17 protein-coding genes are annotated in these 22,145 nt (G+C 73.9%); 10 read left to right on the top strand and 7 right to left on the bottom strand.

The annotated features are described in order from the left end of the window. Nucleotides 1-340: 340 nt before the first annotated feature. Both ABT048_RS04510 and ssd read right to left on the bottom strand, forming a co-directional pair. Entirely contained in the window at nucleotides 341-1,714 is a 1,374-nt protein-coding gene (locus tag ABT048_RS04510) for a TadA family conjugal transfer-associated ATPase (protein ID WP_350519815.1), read from the bottom strand. After that, nucleotides 1,714-2,838 (bottom strand): septum site-determining protein Ssd, encoded by a 1,125-nt coding sequence (gene ssd / locus ABT048_RS04505; protein ID WP_350519814.1) that lies wholly within the window; start codon nucleotides 2,836-2,838, stop codon nucleotides 1,714-1,716. Before ssd ends, ABT048_RS04510 begins: the two co-directional genes overlap by 1 nt. A gap of 828 nt (nucleotides 2,839-3,666) precedes the next feature. On the opposite strand from ssd, the gene ABT048_RS04500 reads away from it, so the two are divergent. Continuing rightward, nucleotides 3,667-4,464, top strand: coding sequence for an HAD family hydrolase (locus tag ABT048_RS04500; RefSeq protein ID WP_350519854.1), 798 nt, complete (start codon nucleotides 3,667-3,669; stop codon nucleotides 4,462-4,464). A gap of 371 nt (nucleotides 4,465-4,835) precedes the next feature. On the opposite strand, the gene ABT048_RS04495 is transcribed toward ABT048_RS04500, so the two are convergent. After that, nucleotides 4,836-5,726, bottom strand: coding sequence for a Fic family protein (locus ABT048_RS04495; protein WP_350519813.1), 891 nt, complete (start codon nucleotides 5,724-5,726; stop codon nucleotides 4,836-4,838). Between the two features lie 221 nt (nucleotides 5,727-5,947). Between ABT048_RS04495 and ABT048_RS04490 the strand changes: the two genes are divergently transcribed. From ABT048_RS04490 to ABT048_RS04460, 7 genes are all read left to right on the top strand, one after another. Continuing rightward, a complete protein-coding gene (locus ABT048_RS04490) occupies nucleotides 5,948-6,955 on the top strand; it encodes an ATP-binding protein (protein WP_350519812.1) in 1,008 nt (335 codons plus the stop codon). A gap of 490 nt (nucleotides 6,956-7,445) precedes the next feature. Then, nucleotides 7,446-9,863 (top strand): SulP family inorganic anion transporter, encoded by a 2,418-nt coding sequence (locus tag ABT048_RS04485; protein WP_350519811.1) that lies wholly within the window; start codon nucleotides 7,446-7,448, stop codon nucleotides 9,861-9,863. A 242-nt stretch (nucleotides 9,864-10,105) separates the two neighbouring features. After that, nucleotides 10,106-12,064 carry an acetate--CoA ligase gene (gene acs / locus ABT048_RS04480; RefSeq protein ID WP_350519810.1) on the top strand — a complete coding sequence of 653 codons (1,959 nt, stop codon included), beginning with the start codon at nucleotides 10,106-10,108 and terminating at the stop codon, nucleotides 12,062-12,064. A gap of 412 nt (nucleotides 12,065-12,476) precedes the next feature. Next, the gene (gene nhaA, locus ABT048_RS04475) at nucleotides 12,477-13,970 is read left to right on the top strand and encodes a Na+/H+ antiporter NhaA (RefSeq protein ID WP_350519809.1); all 1,494 of its coding nucleotides are present in this window, start codon (nucleotides 12,477-12,479) and stop codon (nucleotides 13,968-13,970) included. A gap of 331 nt (nucleotides 13,971-14,301) precedes the next feature. Next, entirely contained in the window at nucleotides 14,302-14,778 is a 477-nt protein-coding gene (locus ABT048_RS04470; protein ID WP_350519808.1) for a phage holin family protein, read from the top strand. A gap of 90 nt (nucleotides 14,779-14,868) precedes the next feature. Then, a complete protein-coding gene (locus tag ABT048_RS04465) occupies nucleotides 14,869-16,011 on the top strand; it encodes an alpha/beta fold hydrolase (protein WP_350519807.1) in 1,143 nt (380 codons plus the stop codon). A 155-nt stretch (nucleotides 16,012-16,166) separates the two neighbouring features. Then, nucleotides 16,167-16,376: a hypothetical protein gene (locus ABT048_RS04460; RefSeq protein WP_350519806.1), complete on the top strand. Its 210-nt coding sequence runs from the start codon at nucleotides 16,167-16,169 to the stop codon at nucleotides 16,374-16,376. A 99-nt stretch (nucleotides 16,377-16,475) separates the two neighbouring features. Here ABT048_RS04460 and ABT048_RS04455 read toward each other — a convergent pair whose 3' ends face one another. From ABT048_RS04455 to nth, 4 genes are all read right to left on the bottom strand, one after another. After that, entirely contained in the window at nucleotides 16,476-17,180 is a 705-nt protein-coding gene (locus ABT048_RS04455; protein WP_350519805.1) for a metal-dependent hydrolase, read from the bottom strand. 320 nt (nucleotides 17,181-17,500) lie between these two features. Next, the gene (locus ABT048_RS04450) at nucleotides 17,501-18,685 is read right to left on the bottom strand and encodes a MarP family serine protease (protein WP_350519804.1); all 1,185 of its coding nucleotides are present in this window, start codon (nucleotides 18,683-18,685) and stop codon (nucleotides 17,501-17,503) included. Nucleotides 18,686-18,767: 82 nt separating this feature from the next. Next, nucleotides 18,768-19,502 (bottom strand): NUDIX hydrolase, encoded by a 735-nt coding sequence (locus tag ABT048_RS04445; RefSeq protein ID WP_350519803.1) that lies wholly within the window; start codon nucleotides 19,500-19,502, stop codon nucleotides 18,768-18,770. Then, the gene (gene nth, locus ABT048_RS04440; protein WP_350519802.1) at nucleotides 19,499-20,395 is read right to left on the bottom strand and encodes an endonuclease III; all 897 of its coding nucleotides are present in this window, start codon (nucleotides 20,393-20,395) and stop codon (nucleotides 19,499-19,501) included. Before nth ends, ABT048_RS04445 begins: the two co-directional genes overlap by 4 nt. A gap of 187 nt (nucleotides 20,396-20,582) precedes the next feature. Between nth and ABT048_RS04435 the strand changes: the two genes are divergently transcribed. Next, entirely contained in the window at nucleotides 20,583-21,371 is a 789-nt protein-coding gene (locus tag ABT048_RS04435) for an alpha/beta fold hydrolase (protein WP_350519801.1), read from the top strand. Nucleotides 21,372-21,472: 101 nt separating this feature from the next. Beyond that, entirely contained in the window at nucleotides 21,473-22,090 is a 618-nt protein-coding gene (locus tag ABT048_RS04430) for an RraA family protein (protein WP_350519800.1), read from the top strand. Nucleotides 22,091-22,145: the final 55 nt, after the last annotated feature.

Below are 22,145 nucleotides of genomic sequence, written 5' to 3'. Positions count from 1 at the left end.
TGGCCATGTCGCCGTCACTCCTTTCTCTTCCAGGCCCTCAGGGCCCGTCTTCAAGCCCCCGTCGTCCGCCCGAAGGGCGGGCGGGGCGGCGTTGGGGTGCGTGCATCGCAAGGCGGAGGATGGGGGCACCTCCCGGCCGGAGGCTGGGGGCCATCGGCGACCGACGACAACGCGGCGAGGTGCGTGGCCTGGGGGCACCTCCCGGCCGCCAGGCTGGGGGAGCGTCGCCCCGCAGGCGGGGGCTTGAAGACGGGCCCTAGCAACGCCAGGGCACCGGCGGCGCAGCCGCCGAGCAGCAGGACGAAGGCGAGTTCGACCGCCCGCGCCCACGCGCCCGCCGTCACGACGGGCCTCCGGGCCCGGTCCCGAGAGGCCCCGGTCCGAACCCCGGCCCGAGCGCCACTCCACGGGCCGCCAGCAGCCCGACCAGTCGCTCCCAGCCCGCCCCGGGAACGAGCCCGCCCGCCGCCGGGAAGGCCACCGCCGGGGTGGTCACCGCCAACCCGGTGCGGTCCCCGGCCAGGGTGTGGATCTCCGCCACCCGGCGCCGCCCCGAGCCCGGATCCCGGACCAGGTGCACCACCACGTCCAGCGCGGCCCGCAATTGGCTGTGCAGCGCAGGCCGGTCGAGCCCGGCGAGTGAGCCCAGTGCCTCCAGCCGGACCGGCACGTCCGCCGCCGTGTTGGCGTGGACCGTGCCGCAGCCGCCTTCGTGCCCGGTGTTCAGCGCGGCCAGCAGGTCCGACACCTCGGCACCGCGCACCTCGCCGATCACCAGCCGGTCCGGGCGCATCCGCAGCGCCTGCCGGACAAGGTCCCTGAGCGTGAACTCGCCCAGCCCTTCCTGGTTGGGCGGCCTGCTCTGCAGCCGGACCACGTGCGGATGGGCCGGTTGCAGCTCGGCGGAGTCCTCGGCGACCACGACCCGCTCGTCCGGCCCGACCAGCCCGAGCAGCGCGGCGAGCAAGGTGGTCTTGCCCGAGCCCGTCCCACCCGAGACGAGCAGCGACAACCGTGCCCGCACGATGCCGGCCAGCAGGTCGGCGCCCTGCGGCGGCAGCGCCCCGCCCGCCACCAACTCGTCGAGCGTGAACGGCCGGGGCCGGCACACCCGCAACGAGATGTGCGTGCAGCCGGCCGCGATCGGCGGCAGTACGGCGTGCAGTCGGGTGCCGTCCGGCAGCCGGGCGTCCACCCAGGGCCGGGCGTCGTCCAACCGCCGCCCGGCCGCGGTGGCCAGCCGGTGGGCCAGTCGCCGCACCGCCTCGGTGTCGGCGAAGCGGACTCCGGTGGCCCGTTGCAGGCCGCCGCCACGGTCGACCCACACCTCCTCCGGACCGTTCACCAGGACGTCCGTGACGTCGGGCGCCGCCAGCAACCGGTCCAGCGGGCCCGCACCCACCAGTTCGGCGCGCAGCGAGCGCACGGTGTCCAGGACCTCGTCCCCGCCGAGCGGCGGGCGGGTCGCCCGGAGCGCGGCTGCGACCGACCCCGCCGTCGGGGCGGCCCCCGACTCGGCCAGTCGCAGCCGCACCGCGTCCACCAGGGCCGCCGCCCGCTGCTCACGGGCCGTCCGGCCGTACGGGCAGGGCCCGTGCTCGGCCTCCGGCGGCCCGTCGGGCGGCGGGACGCTCCGGAGCGGCCGGTGCTCCCGCGCACCGGCGAGCGGACCGGGCTCGCCGCCCCGAAGGCTTGTTCTGCGCAGACGGACCATCAGTACACACCTCCTCCGACCGCCGGAACCGGCGGCAGCACCTCGTCCAGGAAGGTCGCGCAGAAGCGCGCGAGCGGGCCGCTCTCCCGGATCCCGGGCGGGACGCCCTTCTCGACGTCCGATGCCAGACCGGGCTCCGGCTCCAACTCCCCCGCCAGCGGCAGCCGTAGCCCGCGGGCGATCCGGTGGGCCGGGAGCCCGCCGGCCCGGACCGGCCGGACCACGGCCCGGACGTCCCCGAGCCGCATCCGGGCCGCCGCGGCGACCCGGTCGGCGGCGGCCACCGCCCGCAGCTCGGCCGGCACCACCAGCAGTGCCAGGTCGGACTGTTCCAGCGCCTGCCCGGCGGCCGCGTCGAGATGGCGGGGCACGTCGACCACCACCAGTCCGCCGCGCCGCCGGGAGGCGGCCAGCACGCTGCGCATGGCCTCCGGCGGCACCGTCAGGGTGTCGCCGCGGTCCCAGGAGAGGCAGGCCAACGCGGAGAGCCGTTTGAGCGCCGGCAGTGCCCGGGCCAGTTCGGCCCCGCTGACCCGCCCGCGCGAGCCGGCCAGATCGGGCCAGCGCAGCCCGCCCGCCGTCTCGCCGCCGAGGAGGACGTCGAGGCCGCCGCCCAGCGGGTCACCGTCGATGAGCATGGTCCGCCGGCCCGCCCGCGCTGAGGTGACCGCCAGCGCGCAGGCCAGCGTCGAAGCGCCGGCCCCGCCGCGGCCGCCGAGCACCGCGACGGTGACCGCCGGGGGCCCGCCGCCCTCCGCGGCGTCGGCGATCCGGTCGAGGAGCCAGGCCTCCGCGTCGGGCAGGAAGAGCACGTGCTCGGCGCCGAGCCGGACGGCCCGGACCCACACGCTGGGGTCGTCGAGGTCCAACCCGAGCAGCAGGACCCCGCCGCGCCGTCCCAACTCGGCGCAGTGGACGGCCTGGTCGTCCCCGACCAGGACCAGTGAGGCCTCTTCCCAGAGCTCCCGCGTCGGCGGCGCGCCGCGGATCAGCCTCGGTTCGGTGCCCGCCGCCGCGCAGAGCCGCAGCAGGTGCTCGGCCAGGCCGTCGTCCTCGGTGACGACGAGCGGCCCGGCGGAGCCGGGGCCCTCGGCGGTGACGTGGTCGGCGATCGGCGTCGACATGGTGGTCTCCCCTCCGCGTCGCCGGCCACCGGGGCGGCCGGCGACGCACGTCGGACGGTTCCGGCGGACGGCCGCCCGGCAGACCCCTGGGAGAAGAAGGGGGATGGGGCCTGCCCGGCGACCGCCGCCGACCATCACGGTGGGGGGAGATCCGGATTCCGTCATCCACGTTGCGATTGCCTGTGGATAACTCGTGGGCTGTGGATGAAAACGTTCACCCGGGCGGGGGGCTAATCGGCGAAGAATTGACGAAAGGAGGTCACGGAGATGAACCGGCGACTCGTCGCGACGGGATCGGAGGATCTTCCGGCGGCCCTCACTCGGGTAACGGCACCCCGCGGACCGGTCCTGCCCCGCCGATCGGAACCAGCCGTTCGCTTCCCGGCAGCCATGAGCAAACAGCAACACAGAGTGACCGAAGACGGTCGGCGGGCCGAGGTGTCGACACCCCCTGTAGACCGTCGGCGCGGCGCGGACGGAATGCGCCCCCAAGCGCCTTCAAGCCCCGAAAATGGCCCCGGACGTGCGACGACCCCCGCCGGGGGGGAGAGCGGGGGTCGTCTATCCACAGCCCGACTCGGGGGGGAGGAGCCGGACCGGGTTAGCACGGTCGCGAACGATCCGTGACTTCCATGGTGTACCCGAGCGGCCAGAAACACAAACCCGCACGCCCGCGAGTACGCCGAATGGCGGGGTGTTTTGTGGCTCCCTCTATCCTCGGTTCCCGTGGACACCACCGAGAACGCCGACGACCACGCCGACGAGTCCCAGGGCGGCACCAGCGGGCCCGAAGAGCTCCGCGCACCCGCCCCCGCCCGGTCCGGCGGACTGCGCACGGCGGCCTTCTTCGACCTCGACAAGACCATCATCGCCAAATCGAGCGCACTGGCCTTCAGCCGCCCTTTCTACCAGGGCGGCCTGATCAACCGTCGGGCCGTACTGCGCAGTGCGTACGCGCAGTTCGTCTTCCTGGTCGGCGGCGCGGACCACGACCAGATGGAGAAGATGCGCGAGTACCTCTCCGCGCTCACCCGGGGCTGGAACGTCCAGCAGGTCCGCGAGATCGTCGCCGAGACCCTGCACAACCTGATCGACCCGATCATCTACGACGAGGCCGCCTCGCTGATCGAGCAGCACCACGCGGCCGGCCGGGACGTGGTGATCGTCAGCAGCTCCGGCTCCGAGGTGGTCGAGCCGATCGGCGCCCTGCTCGGCGCGGACCACGTGATCGCCACCCGGCTGAAGGTCGAGGACGGCTGCTACACCGGCGAGATCGAGTACTACGCCTACGCCGAGAACAAGGCCGCCGCCATCCGGGAGTTGGCCGCGGTCGAGGGCTACGACCTCGCCGCCTCCTACGCCTACAGCGACTCCTCCACCGACCTGCCGCTGCTGGCGGCGGTCGGCCACCCGTCGGCCGTCAACCCGGACCGCGCCCTGCGCAAGGAGGCGCAGGCGCGGGAGTGGCCGGTGCTGGTCTTCGACAAGCCGGTGGAACTGCGGCGGCGGCTGCCCGAGTTCTCCGCCCCGAGCGGTTCGGTGCTGACCGCGGTGGCGATCGGGACGGCCGCCGTGACCGCCGGGGTGATCTGGTACCTGGCCCGTCGGCGCCGCCCACTGGCCTGAGGACCCGCCCGGGCTCCCTTCGGACAAAACGGGCAATCGGCACAGACTTCTTGTTTCGGGTTCCCCTTTCGCCCGAAACGCGATACAAATGAAGCACGGCCCGCGAGACCCGGTCAGGACCGAAGAGGTCAAACCGACAACGCAGTTCAGGCCCCACGGACCGCACGTACAGGTATCCGAGCACCCACATGCAGCCGACCCGCTGTCGGGCCGCCGGACCAGACGAACGGGCAGGATCCCCGTCTGATCGGCACTTCCGGTGCATGCATGGTCACCCGGTACCTGCACCAGCGGCGGCACCCTGCAACACCAGGTGCCGCCGCATCCGTGTGTACGGGCCCGCACACGGACCCTTCCACCGCTCCGGCCGCTCAGGCCATGCCGCGCTGCATCGCCTCGCAGACCGCCGTGCTCTCCCGCACGCCGAGCCGCAGCGCCGCACCGCAGTGCGCGATCCAGGCCGCCATCCCCTCGGGCGTGCCCGCGAGGTAGCCCGCGAGGGCCCGCCGGTAGGTGCCGGTGCCGAGTTCCGCCAGGCCGACCTCGGCCGGGCAGATCGCCTTCGGGTCGAGCCCCTCGGCGATCAGCACGATCCGCTGGGCGGCCCGCGCGATCACCCCGTTGTGGGCGCCGAACGGCCGCAGCGCGAGCAGTTCGCCGTGCACCACCGAGGCCACGACGAGGGCCGGCGTGCCCACGCCCTGCCCGTCCGCGCGCGCCACCAGCAGCCGGGAGAGCTGGTCGAGCCGGGCCGCGACCTCCTCCGCGCCCGGCGCGGGCGGCAGCTCGGGCAGCGGCCCGTCCACGGCCTCGACCCGGACGCTCTCCACCGGTTCCAGCTCCAGCGGGAACAGCGCCTCCGCGCCCTCCCCCGCCCGGCGCGGACGCCCGGCGGCCGGGTCCCCGTCGCCGACCGCGAGCAGGTGCAGCCGGGCCAGCACCTGGAGCGGCGAGTGCCGCCAGATGCTGAGCAGCTGGCCGGCCTCGGCGGCGATCCGCAGGGACGCGCCGACCGTGCGGGACTCCGCGTCCGCGCCGAAGTCGGTGCGGCGGCGGACCTCCTCCAGCGGCCAGTCGGCCCCGGCCAGGGCCGCCGACGCGCGGGCGCCGCGCAGTGCGGACTCGGAGGTGACCTCGGCCGCGCGGCGGCGCATCACCCGGTGGCCGTAGAGCCGGTCGACGGCCTTGCGCACCTCGGCCACCGCGTCGGGCACCCCGGGGAGCTGGGCCAGCGGGGCGAGGGGATCTGTTCCAGTGCTCACCTACCCGAGAGTAATGAACGGGCCGCCCATCCTGGAACAGCAACCCCGCATCACCCGTTAGAGGCAATCCTCACTTCCCTCCCCCGGCGACGCCCAAACCCCGGCTAGCATGGCCGCTATCGGAGACGATAACGATTTCCAACTAGGTGGCGCCCCCGTCACACGCGCCCCTGGACAGGCGGCCCCGAGCGAGGGCCCTGAGCGAGAGCCGGAGTCCCCAGATGAAGATCGCCTTCGTCGGCAAGGGCGGCAGCGGGAAGACCACGCTGTCCGCACTGTTCATCCGCCACCTGGCCGCCGCCGGCCGGCCGGTCATCGCCGTGGACGCCGACATCAACCAGCACCTGGGCCCCGCCCTCGGACTGACGGACGGCCAGGCCGCCGACCTGCCCTCGCTCGGCGCGCACCTGCCGGAGATCAAGGAGTACCTGCGCGGCAGCAACCCGCTGATCCGCTCGGCCGAGGAGATGATCAAGACCACCCCGCCCGGCCGCGGCTCGCGGCTGCTGCGGATCGTCGAGGAGAACCCGGTCTACGCCGCCTGCGCCCGCCCGGTCGCGCTGGACGAGGGCTCGGTCCGGCTGCTGGCGACCGGCGCCTTCACCGAGGAGGACCTCGGGGTGGCCTGCTACCACTCCAAGGTCGGCGCGGTGGAACTGCTGCTCAACCACCTGCTGGACGGCCCCGACGAGTACCTGGTCACCGACATGACGGCGGGCTCGGACTCCTTCGCCTCCGGCCTGTTCACCCGCTTCGACCTGACCTTCCTGGTGGCCGAACCGACCCGCAAGGGCGTCTCCGTCTACCGCCAGTACCGGGACTACGCCGCCGACTTCGGCGTCCAGCTGCGGGTGGTCGGCAACAAGGTGCAGGGCCCGGACGACCTGGCCTTCCTGCGCCGCGAGGTCGGCGACGACCTGCTCACCACCTTCGGGCACTCGGACTGGGTGCGCCGGCTGGAGCAGGGCGCCGAGCCGCCGCTGAAGTCCCTGGAGCCGGCCAACCGCGCCGTGCTGGAGCAGCTGCGGGCCGAGGCCGACGCGGCGTACGGACGGCGGGACGCGCACCGCTACACCGAGCAGGCCGTGCTCTTCCACCGCCGCAACGCGGAGAGTTGGGCCAACGCCAAGGTCGGCATCGACCTGGCGACCCAGGTGGACGAGGGCTTCGTGCCGGGCGGGTTCGCGGACGACCGCGAGCAGCCGACCCCGGCGGGCGCCCACGCCTGACGCACGCGCCACCGCGCCCGGACGGGCCGCAACCTCCCTCCACCCCGGGAAGGCCGCGGCCCGTCCGCCGTTTCCGGCACCGCCGCTCGCCCTGCCACCCAGCCACCCACCGCCCGGCGCCCGGCGCCCGGCGCCCGGCCGCCCACCGACCCCACCAGCAGATTCCCTGCGGTTCGGACACCACCCATTGGGGTGAACCAGGGGGTTTTCCGCTTCCCACCCGCAACCACGCTGTGCAAAGCTTTCATTACCCTCGGTTTACCGAGTCTTGATGGTCCGTCCCGACGGCCCTCGGCGAGACGTCCCGCACCTCGCCCGGGCTCCTGGCGGGCCCGATGGTCAACGCCGGCCGGTGACACCCGCACTCCCCGCCGCGCCACGCCATCCCGCCACGCCGTCGCGACCCACGACAGCCGATCCGCCCGGAGCCCCACCCCGGACTCACCGCCGGACCTGACTGCGTTCGTTCCCCCGGACAGACGGGAAGACAATGACCCTCGACATCTCCAGCGCCCCCATCGCCTCCGACACCACCGACCACGCACCACCGGGCCCCGGCGCCCGGATCCGCTGGGCCCAGGACCTCTCCGCCTCGCTCGTGGTCTTCCTGATCGCCGTGCCGTTCTCCCTCGGCATCGCGCTGGCCACCGGCGCCCCGCTCACCGCCGGGCTGGCCGCCGCCGCCGTGGGCGGCATCGTGGTCGGGCTGTTCGGCGGCACCGCACTCATGGTCAGCGGCCCCTCGGCGGCGCTGACCGTGATCACCGCCGGGCTGATCACCCAGTACGGCTGGCGGGCCACCTGCGCCATCACCCTCGCCGCGGGCCTGATCCAACTCCTGCTCGGCGCACGCCGGGTGGCCCGAACGGCGCTCGCCGTGTCGCCCGCGATCGTGCACGGCATGCTGGCCGGGGTCGGCCTCACCATCGCCATCGCGCAACTGCACGTCGTGCTCGGCGGCTCGCCGCAGAGCTCCGCGATCGCCAACCTCCTCGCCCTGCCCGGGCAGTTGGCCGGCCCCCACCCGCCCGCGCTGCTGGTCGGCGCGGTGACGGTGACCGTCCTGCTCGGCTGGCCCCGGCTCGGCCGACTTCCCGGCCGCGCGGGCCGGCTGGGCGCCCGGGCGGCCAGGCTGCCGGGCCCGCTCGCCGCCGTCGCCCTGGCCACGTCCCTGGCGCTCGCCCTGGACCTGCGGCTCGCCCACATCGAGCTGCCCGCGTGGCAGCCGCACTCCCTCGTGCCCGCCCTGCCGCACGGTCCGGTGCCCGGCCTGATCGCCGCCGTCCTCACCGTCACCGCCGTGGCCAGTGTGGAATCGCTGCTGTCCGCCGTCGCGATCGACCGGATGTCCCGCCGCACCGGCGACCTCGACCGCGAGCTGCGCGGCCAAGGCCTCGCCAACCTGCTGAGCGGCCTGGTCGGCGGGCTGCCGATCGCCGGCGGCGCGGTGCGCAGCACCGCCAACGTGCAGGCCGGCGCGCAGTCCAGGTGGGCCTCGGTGCTGCACGGCGTCTGGGTGCTGGCCGCCGCGCTGGCGCTGACCGGCGGGCTGCGCCGGATCCCGCTGGCCGCGCTCGCCGCGCTGGTCCTGGTGGTCGGGCTGCAGATGGTGAGCTTCGCGCACATCCGCAACGTGCACCGGCACCGCGAGTTCCCCGTCTACCTCACCACCGTGGTCGCCGTGGTGGGGGCCGGGGTGCTGTGGGGCGTCGCGATCGGGGCCGGCACCGCCGTCCTGCTCGCGCTCTACCGGCTGACCCGCGCCCACGTGGACGTCGAGACCGGGCCGGACGGCTCGGTCACCGTCCAGACGCACGGCCCGCTCACCTTCACCGCCGTGCCCCGGCTCAGCCGGGCACTGGCCGGCATCCCGGCCGGAGCCGGGGTCACGGTGATCCACGACGGCTCCTTCCTGGACCACGCCGCGTACGAGACGCTGCACACCTGGCGCGCCGGACACCAGGACGCGGGCGGCCGGGTCTCGATGGTGACGAGGCGCCAGGACGACGAGGTGCTCGATCCCGACGGCACGGTGCGCGCGGGGAGTTCACCGGGGCCGCACCGCTGCCGGGCCTGGACGCCCTGGGTCGGCCACCACTGCATCGACCAGCAGGAGGACCCGCACGGTCGGCTGCTGGACGGGGTCCGGGTGTTCCAGCTGCACACCGCCCCGCTGATCAGGCCCGAACTCGCCCGGCTGGCACGGGAGGGGCAGACGCCCTCCCAGCTGTTCCTGACCTGCGCGGACTCGCGGATGGTCACCAGCATGATCACCAACAGCGGCCCGGGCGACCTCTTCACCGTCCGCAACGTGGGCAACCTGGTGCCGGCCCCGTTCGAGCCCGGCGCGGCCGACGACTCGGTGGCCGCCGCGGTGCAGTACGCGGTCGAGGTGCTGGAGGTGCGCTCCATCACGGTCTGCGGCCACTCCGGCTGCGGCGCGATGCAGGCCCTGCTGGACGGCGTGCACGAGCGCCCCGGTCCGCCCACCCCGTTGGCCCGCTGGCTGCGCAACGGCCGCGGCTCGCTGGACCGGCTCCGACGGGTGCCCGCGGAGTTCGCCACCCGGCCCGTGGTGGACCCGGTGGAGCAGCTCTGCATCACCAACGTGGTGCAGCAGTTGGACCAGCTGATGGCGAACCCGGCCGTGGAACGGCGGGTCCAGGAGGGCACCCTGCGACTGGTCGGGATGTACTTCGACTTCGCGACCGCCCAGGCCTACGTCCTGGACCGCGCCGCCGGGACGTTCAGCCCGGTCGAGGCCCGCGCCGGGTCCGGAACAGGTGCCGGTTCCGGGTGTGGCCCCGGTCCCGGATCCGGGACCGGGGAGGGCTCCGCCGAACGGGTGAATGAGGGCGGTCTGGTTCCGTCCGGCGGCGGCGGGAAGGGCCCCCGGCTGGCCGCCTGAGAGCCGGGCCCGTGTCCCCGCCGGGCGGGCCGGGGCACGGGCCCACCAGCCCCCGGACGGTCTTCCGCTCCCGGGCGGCGAACCGTGCGGGTCTCAGCCCGCCCAGCAGCCAAAGGTCTACACCAATTCCAGGGAGCCTCTTGTCAAGTGCCCCATTCGCCTGGTGAGCTGTGCGCTGGGACACACGGGACAATCCCCACGCACGGGATCGTCCCCGATCATGACTCGATGAGGAGTGCGTGTTGAGCAACGAGAGCCTGGCCAACCTGCTCAAGGAGGAGCGGCGCTTCGCTCCTCCGGCAGAGCTCGCCGCAGCGGCCAACGTCACCGCGGCCGCGTACGCGCAGGCCTCCGAGGACCGCCTGGCGTTCTGGGCCGAGCAGGCCCGCCGCCTCAGCTGGGCGGTCGAGCCGACCGAGACGCTGGACTGGTCGAACCCGCCGTTCGCGAAGTGGTTCGCCGACGGCAGCCTCAACGTGGCCTACAACTGCGTCGACCGCCACGTCGAGAACGGCCTGGGCGACCGGGTCGCCATCCACTTCGAGGGCGAGCCCGGCGACGGCCGCTCCATCACCTACGCCCAGCTCAAGGACGAGGTCTCCCAGGCCGCCAACGCCCTGCTGGAGCTCGGCGTCCGCAAGGGCGACCGCGTCGCCGTCTACCTCCCGATGATCGCCGAGGCCGTCGTCGCGATGCTGGCGTGCGCCCGGATCGGCGCCACCCACTCGGTGGTCTTCGGCGGCTTCTCCGCCGACGCCGTCGCCTCCCGCATCCAGGACGCCCAGGCCAAGCTCGTCATCACCGCCGACGGCGGCTACCGCCGCGGCAAGCCCTCCGCGCTCAAGCCCGCCATCGACGAGGCCCTCACCAAGGCCGACGGCGTCGAGCACGTCCTGGTCGTCCGCCGCACCGGCCAGGACATCGCCTGGACCGAGGGCCGCGACGTGTGGTGGCACGAGATCACCGCCCGCCAGTCCACCGAGCACACCCCCGAGGCCCACGAGGCCGAGCACCCGCTGTTCATCCTCTACACCTCCGGCACCACCGGGAAGCCCAAGGGCATCCTGCACACCTCCGGCGGCTACCTCACGCAGGCCTCCTACACCCACCACGCGGTCTTCGACCTCAAGCCGGAGACCGACGTCTACTGGTGCACGGCCGACATCGGCTGGGTCACCGGCCACTCGTACATCGTCTACGGACCGCTGTCCAACGGCGCCACCCAGGTCATCTACGAGGGCACCCCCGACACCCCGCACCAGGGCCGGTTCTGGGAGATCGTCCAGAAGTACGGCGTGACCATCCTCTACACCGCGCCGACCGCGATCCGCACCTTCATGAAGTGGGGCGACGACATCCCCGCGAAGTTCGACCTGTCCAGCCTGCGGGTGCTGGGCAGCGTCGGCGAGCCGATCAACCCCGAGGCGTGGATCTGGTACCGCGAGCACATCGGTGCCGGCAAGACGCCGATCGTGGACACCTGGTGGCAGACCGAGACCGGCGCCATGATGATCAGCCCGCTGCCCGGCGTCACCGAGACCAAGCCCGGCTCCGCGCAGCGCGCCCTGCCGGGCATCGCTGCCACCGTCGTGGACGACAACGCCGTCGAGGTCCCCAACGGCTCGGGCGGCTACCTCGTCCTCACCGAGCCCTGGCCCTCCATGCTCCGCACCATCTGGGGCGACGACCAGCGCTACATCGACACCTACTGGTCCCGCTTCGAGGGCCGCTACTTCGCCGGCGACGGCGCCAAGAAGGACGAGGACGGCGACATCTGGCTGCTCGGCCGGGTCGACGACGTCATGCTCGTCTCCGGCCACAACATCTCGACCACCGAGGTCGAGTCCGCCCTGGTCGGCCACCCCTCCGTGGCCGAGTCCGCGGTCGTCGGCGCCACCGACGCCACCACCGGCCAGGCCATCGTCGCCTTCGTGATCCTGCGCGGCGGCGTCACCGAGAGCCCCGAACTCGTCGACGAGCTGCGCGCCCACGTCGGCCGCACCCTGGGCCCCATCGCCAAGCCCAAGCAGATCAAGGTCGTCGGCGAGCTCCCGAAGACCCGCTCCGGCAAGATCATGCGCCGCCTGCTGCGCGACATCGCCGAAGGCCGCGAGGTCGGCGACACCACCACGCTGGCCGACAGCTCGGTCATGAGCCAGATCCAGGCCCAGCTGCCGCCCTCGGAGAACGGCAACGGCTGATCCGACTGATACGGCGACTGTGCCCCGGGCGGTGGTCACCGCCCGGGGCACAGTCGTCGGCAGGGGCAGCCGCCGTCGGCAGCCCAGTCGTCGGCCGGGGGGCGGCCGGGGAACCGGCAACGGTCACACCTCCGGGCGCGGGGGCGGGGCTCCTCCGCGTTCACCCGGGTGCAGGCGACCGGGGCCGTACGGGCGCCGGGCCGCTCGCCCTCCGGAGTGCAGGACCGGCCCACAGGGCTTAAGTCCTTTATCAAGACAATCCGGATGTCACCCGAACACCCCGCTAGACTGTTAACGACGCATCAAGATCCCCTCGCCGGGGATCCGGGCGTCACAGGGCGAGCCGGGAAGTCTGGTCGGCAACTGCACCACCCGTGCATCCGTTGCCGCTCCCCGCCCCAGGAGGTCCCGCGTGACCGACCAGCCGCCCGTCCAAGAGCCGACGACCCGCCGCCGGCAGTTCCTCGGCCGGCTGCCACTGCCCGAGCGCACCTTCATCGCCGACGCCCTGCGCACCGAGACGGTCGGCGGTGTGCTGCTGCTCGGCGCCGCCGTCATCGCGCTGATCTGGGCCAACGTCTGGCCGCAGGCGTACCAGAGCATGCTCGACTACACCATCGGCCCCTCCACCCCGCTACACCTCGACCTCACGCTGGCCACCTGGGCCAAGGACGGGCTCCTGACGGTCTTCTTCTTCGTCGCCGGGATCGAGCTCAAGCGCGAGTTCGTCGCGGGCGAGCTGCGCACACCGAGCGCCGCGGTGCTGCCCGTCATCGCCGCCGTCTGCGGGGTGGCACTGCCCGCGATCCTCTACGCCCTGGTGAACTCCGGCAGCGGCGGACACCCCGGCGGCTGGGCGATCCCGACCGCCACCGACATCGCCTTCGCCCTCGGCGTGCTGGCCGTGGTCGGCAGCCACCTGCCCTCGGCGCTGCGCGCCTTCCTGCTCACCCTGGCCGTCGTGGACGACCTGATCGCCATCCTGATCATCGCGATCTTCTACAGCTCCGGCATCAAGTTCTGGGCGCTCGGACTGGCTCTCGTCGGGCTGGTGCTGTTCTGGTTCCTGCACCGGCGCGGGGTGCACGGCTGGTACCTGTTCGTGCCGCTGGCGCTGGTGACCTGGGCCCTGATGCACGAGAGCGGCATCCACGCCACGGTCGCGGGCGTCGCGATGGGCCTGATGCTGCGCTGCCACCGGGAGGGCGACGAGCAGCACTCCCCCGGCGAGCACATCGAGCACCTGGTCCGCCCGCTCTCGGCCGGCCTGGCCGTCCCGCTGTTCGCGCTGTTCTCGGCCGGGGTGACGATCTCCGGCACGGCGCTGCGCGAGGTGTTCACCCAGGCCGTCCCGATCGGCATCGTGATCGGTCTGCTGGTCGGCAAGTCAGTGGGCATATTCGGCGGCACCTGGCTGACCGCCCGGTTCACCCGGGCCGAGCTGAACCCGCAGCTCAAGTGGGCCGACATGATGGCCGTCTCGGTGGTCGCGGGCATCGGCTTCACCGTCTCGCTGCTCATCAGCGAACTGGCCTTCCCGGACGACCCGACGCTCGCCGGCCGGGCCAAGACCGCCGTGCTGGTCGGCTCACTGCTCTGCGCGACGGTCGCCACGGTGCTGCTGAAGCTGCGCAACCAGCACTACCGCGCGCTGTGCGAGGAGGAGGAGCGGGACGTGGACGAGGACGGCGTCCCGGACGTCTACCAGGAGGACGACCCGGCCTGGCGGGCTCGGGTCTCGGAGCGGGCCCGCGGCTCGGAGCAGGCCCGGGGCTCGGAGCGGGCCCGACCGCTGCCCGGCGAGGCCTCCGGCGCTACCGGGGCCTCCGGCGCTCCCGGGGCCTCCCAGGATTCCGCGGACGCCCCGGACTCCCGGACCTCCGGGGACTCCTCGTCGGAGCACTGACGGTCCCTCCGGGACTCCACACAACGGACCCCGGAGCCCACCCCGGAGCCCACCCCGGCGCTCCCGCCGGAACTCCCGCCGGAACTCTCACGGGAGCCCCGCCCCGGGACCTTCCCGGAATCCCTCCGGCAGCCCCCTCCAGGAGTCCCCGGAGGCCGCAGGCGGCCGGACACGTCCCTCCCGCGGGGCCCCGGAGTGGTGTCCGACTGACCGGTAGAGGCATGATTCTGAGCTGTCGACAATCCACTGACGCCCCGGGACCCCCCACCGGCCCCCGGAACCGCAGACCCGCGGTGGCGTCACGCCGCACAGCCGCAGAGGAGAACCGCTGATGCCCGCAGGAGCCGCAGACCCGTCCAGCAACGGCCGGGCGCCCTACGAGGGCGAGCGTTCGGTGGGGCAGCTGTTCGCGGCGGCCACCGCCGACCTGTCCGCGCTGGTCCACGACGAGATCGCACTCGCCAAGGCCGAGATCCGCGCGGACGTCAAGCGCGGTGTCTCCGGCGGTGTCTCGCTGATGGTCGCCGGTGTGGTGGCGCTGTTCTCGATCCCGATGCTGAGCGCCGCGGCGGCCTTCGGCATCCACGCGCTGGGTCTGTCGCTGGGCTGGTCCTTCCTCATCGTGGCGGGCGCCTACCTGCTGCTCGCGGCGCTGCTCGGGGTGCTGGCGTACCGCTCGTTCAGGAAGATCGAGCCGCCGCACCGCACCATCGAGGGCGCCCAGAAGACCGCCGACGTGCTGAAGAACGCCCGGCCGCGCCCGGCCACCAAGGAGGAGATCGACCGGGCCCTGGGCCGCATCCCGTAAAGCACCCGCGTCAACGGACACCCCTGGGCGAACCCCCCGACAGTGAGTGCCGGGCACGTGTCCGGTGCGCGGATGTGACACGCTCTCGGTATGCCGCTTGACCAGAAGCCCGTACCCGCGCAGCCGTCCGCCGGTTCCGGACCCGACTCCGGGCCAGACTCCGGGCCAGACTCCGGGCCAGACTCCGGGTCCGGCCCCGCCCCCGAGGGCACCGGCCCGACCGCCGGACGGGAGACCGCCGGAGCGGCCGTCGAGGCGGGCACCGGGGCCGAGCCGGCAGCTGCGGGCGGGGGCGCTTTCGGGGCCGGGGCCGGAGCCGGCGCCGGGGCCGAGGCGTGGAGCATCCGGCAGGCCGGCCCGTGGGCGCACCGCGACCTCGCGGCCAACGGTGCCCGCTTCCACATCGCCGAGCTGGGCTCGGGCCCGCTGGTGCTGCTGGTGCACGGCTGGCCCGAGTACTGGTGGGCGTGGCGCCACCAGCTGATCGCGCTCGCGGAGGCCGGCTACCGGGCGGTGGCGCTCGACCTGCGGGGCATCGGCGGCAGCGACCGCACCCCGCGCGGGTACGACCCGGGCAACCTCGCGCTGGACATCACCGGCGTGATCCGCTCGCTCGGCGAGCGCCGGGCACACCTCGTGGGGCACGCTTCCGGCGGCACCCTGGCCTGGGTGGCGGCGGTGATGCGGCCGTCCGTCATCCAGAGCCTGACCGCGGTCTCCGCCGCGCACCCGAGGGACCTGCGCCGGGCGCTGCTGACCGACCGCCGCCAGTTCGCGGCCTTCGAGCACGTCCTGGGCTTCCAGCGGCCGTGGATACCGGAACGCCGGCTGGTGGCCGACGACGCCGCGCTGGTCGGCCGCTACCTGACTTCCTGGACCGGCCCGAACGGCCTGGACGAGGCCTCGGTGCACGCGTACCGGCAGGCGATCCAGATCCCCAGCACCGCGCACTGCTCGATCGAGCCGTACCGCTGGCTGATGCGGTCGATGGCCCGGCCGGACGGCATCCAGTTCGCCCGGCGGATGAAGAAGCCGATCACCGCGCCGACCCTGCACGTGCAGGGCGCGGCGGACCCGGTGCTGCTGTCGCACACCGCGCTCGGCGGCGGCGAGTACGTGGCGGCTCCGTACCGCTGGCGGCTGCTGCCGGGGGTCGGGCACTTCCCGCACGAGGAGGCGCCGGAGGAGTTCACCGCCGAGCTGCTGGACTGGGTCGGGCGCCACAAGGAGTGACGGACGGGGGCACCCGGGGCGGCCGACCGTGCGACGTCGCGGAGGGGCCCCCGGGTCCAACTGCCCTGACGCTGAGTTCATATGACAATCGCATAGGCCAATTTCGGCACAGCCCGGACGGTTTCCCCCACCGGCCCAGGGGCATCCATTCCGGTATGAGTTGGATGCCCGATCGCGGCGCCGCCCCGCGCGGCCGACGCCAGAACAGCCCCCAGCGTTCCGCCCACCGCCCCGACCGGACGGACGACCTCGGCTTCGACGGCCTCGACGGCCGTCCTCGCGCGGAACGGCGGGAGCTCGGCATCCCGCGCATCCTCGGCCGACGCGCCCGCTGGGTGGGCGCACGGCTGCGGCGCGAGACCTGAGGCCCCGCGCCGCGTCTGTCCGGAGGTGGCGGGCAGCCGGAGGTGGCGTCTGCCCGGAGGTGGCGGGCGGCCGGTCGACGGCCGCCCGGCCCGCGCCGCTCAGTTCGTGATCGTGATCGGCGACAGCGCCGTGAACCAGAGCAGGACGAAGGTCGCCACCGACATGATCGGCACCAGCACCTTGGTCTCCACGTTGTTGCCGCTGCGCTTGATCAGCACGACCTCGTAGCGCTCCTTGTGCGGCCAGAGCAGCGGCGCGCCCTTCTTGGTCAGGCAGTCCCCCAGCAGGTGCGCCAGCGTGCCCAGCGCCACCGCGTACGGCAGCCAGCCGGGCGAGTTGGGCATCCAGGTGTTCATCCCGAAGGTGCCCAGCGCGGACAGCCCGATGACGGTGATCCACGCCTCCGGGCCGTTGCTCGGCGGGCAGAGCCGCAGCGCCCGGATCGCGAGCGCCAGCAGGAAGAAGGTCAGCGCGAGCGTGAAGTTGCGGCCCAGGTAGGTGACGCCCGCCCACGTGCCGGCGCCCATCAGGGCGACGAACAGCAGCGAGTGGGTGGCGTGCCGGTGGCCGCCGGAGGCCCAGGCCACGACGCGGCAGAGCGCCTTGGAGACCGGGCCGAGGAAGTTGGCGATCGAGCCGTCGTGGTGGTCGAGGTCCGGCAGCAGGGCGGCGCCCGCGCACAGCACCGTGCCCATCAGTATGTCCGCCGGCTTCAGCGTCGTGTGCAGCAGCAGCGGGGGCAGGAAGGGGGCCGAGGCCGCGTACAGCATCGCCCCGCTCACCGCGTGCGAGTGACCCATCATCGGACTGCCAGGACCTCCCCGTAAGGCCCACTCCGGGACGGCGCCCGGTTGAGCCGAACGGGTGAGCGCGGCCGACGCTACCAGGGTGGGCTGACGGCGCGACGGATATCGCACGGCCCGGCCCGGCGCGTCCCGTCGCGCCCCGTCGTGCCGGCCCGACCCGGGGGCCATCCGGCCTGCACGTGCCCCGTCCTGCCGGCCCGACCCGGGGCCCGTCCGGCCTGCACACGCCCCGTCGTGCCGGCCCGACCCGGAGCCCATCCGGCCTGCACGTGCCCCGTCGCCCCGCCCCGGGCCGGTCCCGGCCCGGGGCGCCCCCGTCAGAGCGCGCAGCCCTGGGTGTCCACCCGGGCGGTCGCGGCGCCGCCCTGCTGGGCGTCCTCGCGGACCTCGGCCGCGGTCAGCACGTACCCGGTGTCGGCGCTGTCCAGGGACTTGGCGAACACCACCCCGTACACCTGGCCGTCCGGGGTGAGCAGCGGGCCGCCGCTGTTGCCCTGGCGGACGGTCGAGCGCACCGAGTAGACGTCGCGCACCACCTGGCCGCGGTGGTAGATGTCCGGGCCGTTGGCCTGAATCCGGCCGCGGATGCGGGCGGGCTGGACGTTGAAGGCGCCGTTCTCCGGGAAGCCGGCCACGATCGCGCTGTCGTTGGTCTTCGCCTCGCCCGCGAAGGTGAGCGCGGGCGCGTTCAGCTTGGGCACGTCCAGGATCGCGATGTCGCGCTGCCAGTCGTAGCGGACCACCGTCGCGTCGTACAGCTGGCCGACGCCGCCGATCTGCACGGTCGGCTCGTTGACCCCGCCGACCACGTGGGCGTTGGTCATCACCCGGTGCGGGGCGAAGACGAAGCCGCTGCCCTCCAGGGTCTTGCCACAGGAGGGCGCGGTGCCGACCACCTTGACCAGGCTCTGCTTGGCCCGCGCCACCGCCGGGCTGGCGGCCAGCGCCGGGTCCGGGGTGTCGACCTGGGTGATCGGCTCGTGCTCGAAGGGGTTGAAGACCTGCGGGAAGCCGTTGCGGGCGAGCACCTTGGAGAAGTCCGAGAACCAGTTCGGTGCGTCGGACGGCAGCGCGTTCTGCACGCCGCCGAGGATCGCCGAGGAGCGGACCTGCTTGGAGACCGTCGGCAGCGAGGCACCGGCCAGTGCCGAGCCGATCAGCCAGGCCACCAGCAGCATCGAGAGCACGTTCACCACCGCCCCGCCGGCCGCGTCCAGCACCCGGGCCGGACGGCGGTCGATGTGGCCGCGCAGCTTCCAGCCGAAGTGCGCGGTGATCGCCTGGCCGATCGCCGCGAAGACGATCACCACCACGACCGCCACCACCGAGGCCGTAGTGCCGGGGCTCAGGTGGTCCAGCAGCAGCGGCAGCAGCTCGACGGCCAGCAGGCCGCCGCCGAGGAAGCCGACCAGCGACAGCACGCCGACCACGAAGCCCTGCCGGTAGCCCGACACGGCGAACCCCACGGCGGCGATGATCAGCAGGACATCCAGGACGTTCACCACGACACCCTCCCACGGCCCGGCGGCCGGGTGTACCGACGACCTGTCACGGGACGCTGCCGGCTCACGGGGCGCCGCCGGCTCACGGGGCTCCGGCGTCGCCGCCCGGCAGGACGCGGGAATGTTCGAGGTCGCCCTGGACCAGGGCCAGCGCGTCGTCCGAGAGGTCGACGATCCGGGACGGGTCCCAGGGCAGCTCCAGTCCGCTGTGGTGCAGCACCCGGTCGATCACCCCGGCGGTGAAGCCCCAGACCAGCCGCCCGGCGACCGCGAAGGCCGGACCGATGTGCCCCGACGGGTGGCGCAGCCGCACCCGGTTCGCCGGATCGGCCAGGTCGGCGATCGACACCCGGAACACCGCGCCGGTCTCGCCCTGGTCCACCGGGTGCACCGGCGACTCCTCGCGCCACCAGCCGAGCACCGGGGTCACCACGAAGCGGCTCACCGGGATGTACAGCCGCGGCAGCGCCGCGAACACCTGCACCCCGGCCGGGTCCAGTCCGGTCTCCTCCCACGCCTCGCGCAGCGCCGCGGCGATCGGGCCCGGACCGTCCGGGTCGCCGTCCTCCGGGTCCAGCGCGCCGCCCGGGAAGGACGGCTGGCCGGCGTGCGAGCGCAGTGAGCGGGCCCGCTCGATCAGCAGCAGGTCCGGCCCCTCCGGGCCCTCGCCGAACAGCATCAGCACGGCCGCCGCCCGGCCGCCGTCGGCCGGCGGCAGGAAGCGGCTCAGCTGCTCCGGCAGCACCCGCTCGGCAGCCTCCCGGACCGGCTCCAGCCAGGTCGGCAGGTCGTTCCGCTCGATCCCGCGCGTGATCATTCCGCCACCGCCAGGTCCGCGACCTGCCCGTGGTGGGCGGCGGCGTCCGCCCGGGCGGCCGCCTCGCCGGGGTAGTCCGCCGGGGGCCTCAGCCGTTGCCCCGGCTGGCCGCCCATCTCGTACTTGAGCAGCTTGCGCGCCTTCTCCGGGTCGGTCACGCCCTCGCCGAACGCGGGGCAGAGCGGCGCGATCGGGCAGGCGCCGCAGGCCGGCTTCTGGGAGTGGCAGATCCGGCGGCCGTGGAAGACCACGCGGTGCGAGAGCATCGTCCACTCCGACTTCGGGAAGATCTCCGCGACGGCCGCCTCGACCTTCACCGGGTCCTCCTCGGTCGTCCAGCCGAACCGCCGGGCCAGGCGGCCGAAGTGGGTGTCGACGGTGATCCCGGGGACCCCGAAGGCGTTGCCCAGCACGACGTTGGCGGTCTTGCGGCCGACGCCCGGCAGGGTCACCAGATCGGCCAGGCGGCCGGGGACCTCTCCGCCGAACTCGTCACGCAGCGCGATCGAGAGGCCGAGCAGCGACTTCGCCTTGTTCCGGAAGAAGCCGGTCGGACGGATGATCTCCTCCAGCTCCTGCGGGTCCGCCGCCGCCATGTCCTCCGGCGTCGGGTACTTCGCGAACAGCGCGGGGGTGGTCTGGTTCACCCGGAGGTCGGTGGTCTGCGCCGACAGCACGGTGGCCACCAGCAGTTGGAAGGGGTTGTCGAAGTCCAGCTCCGGATGCGCGTACGGGTACAGCTCCGCCAGTTCACGGTTGATCCTCCGGGCCCGCCGCACCATCGCCAGGTGCGACTCGGGCTTCCTCGGCTTCACGGCGGGCCGCTTCGCCGCCCGCTTCACCGCGGGCTCGGCCTTCGGCGCCGCCGCTTTCCGGACCTTGCTCTCTGCCATGCACGAAGGCTACGCCGACCGACGGGTGGCCCGGGGGCGATCATGCGCGGAAGCGGGCCCGGCCGGGGCGAGTTCCTCGGCGGGATTCCTCGGGATTCCTCGGGATTCCTCGGCGGGAGCGATGAGTTTCGCGGCGGGCGCCGGTCTACCCCTGTGACCGGCTCGCACGACGACAGAAGGAACTCCCATGAGCACCGTGGTCTCCACCGACGGCACCACCATCGCCTGCACCGTCACCGGCTCCGGCCCGGCCGTCGTGCTGGTGGACGGGGCGATCGGCCACCGGGCCTTCGACCCGGGCGTCGCCGTCGCCGAGCAGCTCTCGGCCCACCACACCGTGTGGGCGTACGACCGGCGCGGCCGGGGCGGCAGCGGGGACACCGCGCCGTTCGCGGTGGAGCGCGAGATCGAGGACCTGGCCGCGGTGATCGCGGCGGCCGGCGGCTCGGCCGCCGTGTACGGCATCTCCTCGGGCGCCGCGCTCGCGCTGCGGGCGGCCGCCGCGGGCGTCGGTGTGCGCCGACTCGCCGTCTACGAGCCGCCGTTCAGCACCGCGGAGGGGCAGAGCGAGCGCTTCGTCGGGTACGCCGGCGAACTGGAGGCGGCGCTCGCCGAGGGACGCCGCGGGGACGCCGTGGCGGCCTTCATGACCTTCGTGGGGATGCCCGCCGAAGCGGTGGACGGGATGCGCGCCGCCCCGGTGTGGCCGCTGTTCGAGGCGGTCGCGCCGACGCTGGCGTACGACGCGGCGGCGCTCGGCGCGCGGACCGGGGGGACCGTCCCGGTGGACGTGCTGGCCCGGATCGCGGTGCCGACCCTGGTGCTGGACGGCGGTGCCAGCCCGGAGCTGCTGCGGGCACCGTCCGCCGCGGTGGCCGCGGCCGTGCCGGACGCCGAGTACCGGACGCTGGCCGACCAGACCCACGAGGTGGCGGCCGGGGCTCTGGTGCCGGAACTGGTGGAGTTCTTCGCCTGACCACCGGTCCGCGCCGCGCCCCGCGGTCACTAGTCTTCCGACGAACCGATGAATCGTCGAACTGACGAACTAACGAACCGACGAGCGGAGAACGAGGGAGCATGGACGCGGACTTCAAGGACATCCCCACCACCACCCTGGCCGACATCCTGGGCCGCGACCGGGTCATGGACATCGGCCTGCGCCCGCTCTGGGACGGCATGCCCCGGGTGGCCGGCCCGGCCTTCACCGTGCAGTGCCCGCCCGGGGACAACCTGATGCTGCACGCCGCGATCCACCGGGCCGAGCCCGGCTCGGTGATCGTGGTCGAGTCCGGCGACCTGGACTACGCACTGGCCGGCGGCAACGTGTGCGCCGTGGCGCAGCGCCGGGGCGTGGTGGCCTTCGTGGCCGACGGCCTGATCCGGGACCTCGGCGAGGTCCGGGAGGCGGGCTTCCCGGTCTTCGCCCGCGGGGTCATCCCGATCCCCGGGGCGAAGAAGGCGCTCGGCACGCACGGCGCCCCGGTGCGCTGCGGCGGCGTGCTGGTGGCGGCCGGCGACATCGTGGTGGCCGACGAGGAGGGTGTCGTGGCGGTGCCCGCCGCCGAACGGGACCGGGTCCTGGAGGCGGCCCGGGCGAAGCTGGCCAAGGAGGCCGCCCAGACCCTGGACGAGTGGGCGGCGGAGCACCGCGACCGGATCGAGCGGACCCTCGCCGAGCTGGGCTTCCAGGGCTGACCCGCGGCGGCCGGCCCACGGCAGCGCTGCCGGACGTCGGCCGCCGTGGGCCGTC

Origin of the sequence: Kitasatospora sp. NPDC096140 (assembly GCF_040303045.1) — a bacterium.
GTDB lineage: Bacteria > Actinomycetota > Actinomycetes > Streptomycetales > Streptomycetaceae > Kitasatospora.
This window is presented reverse-complemented; position numbering and strand designations above follow the sequence as displayed.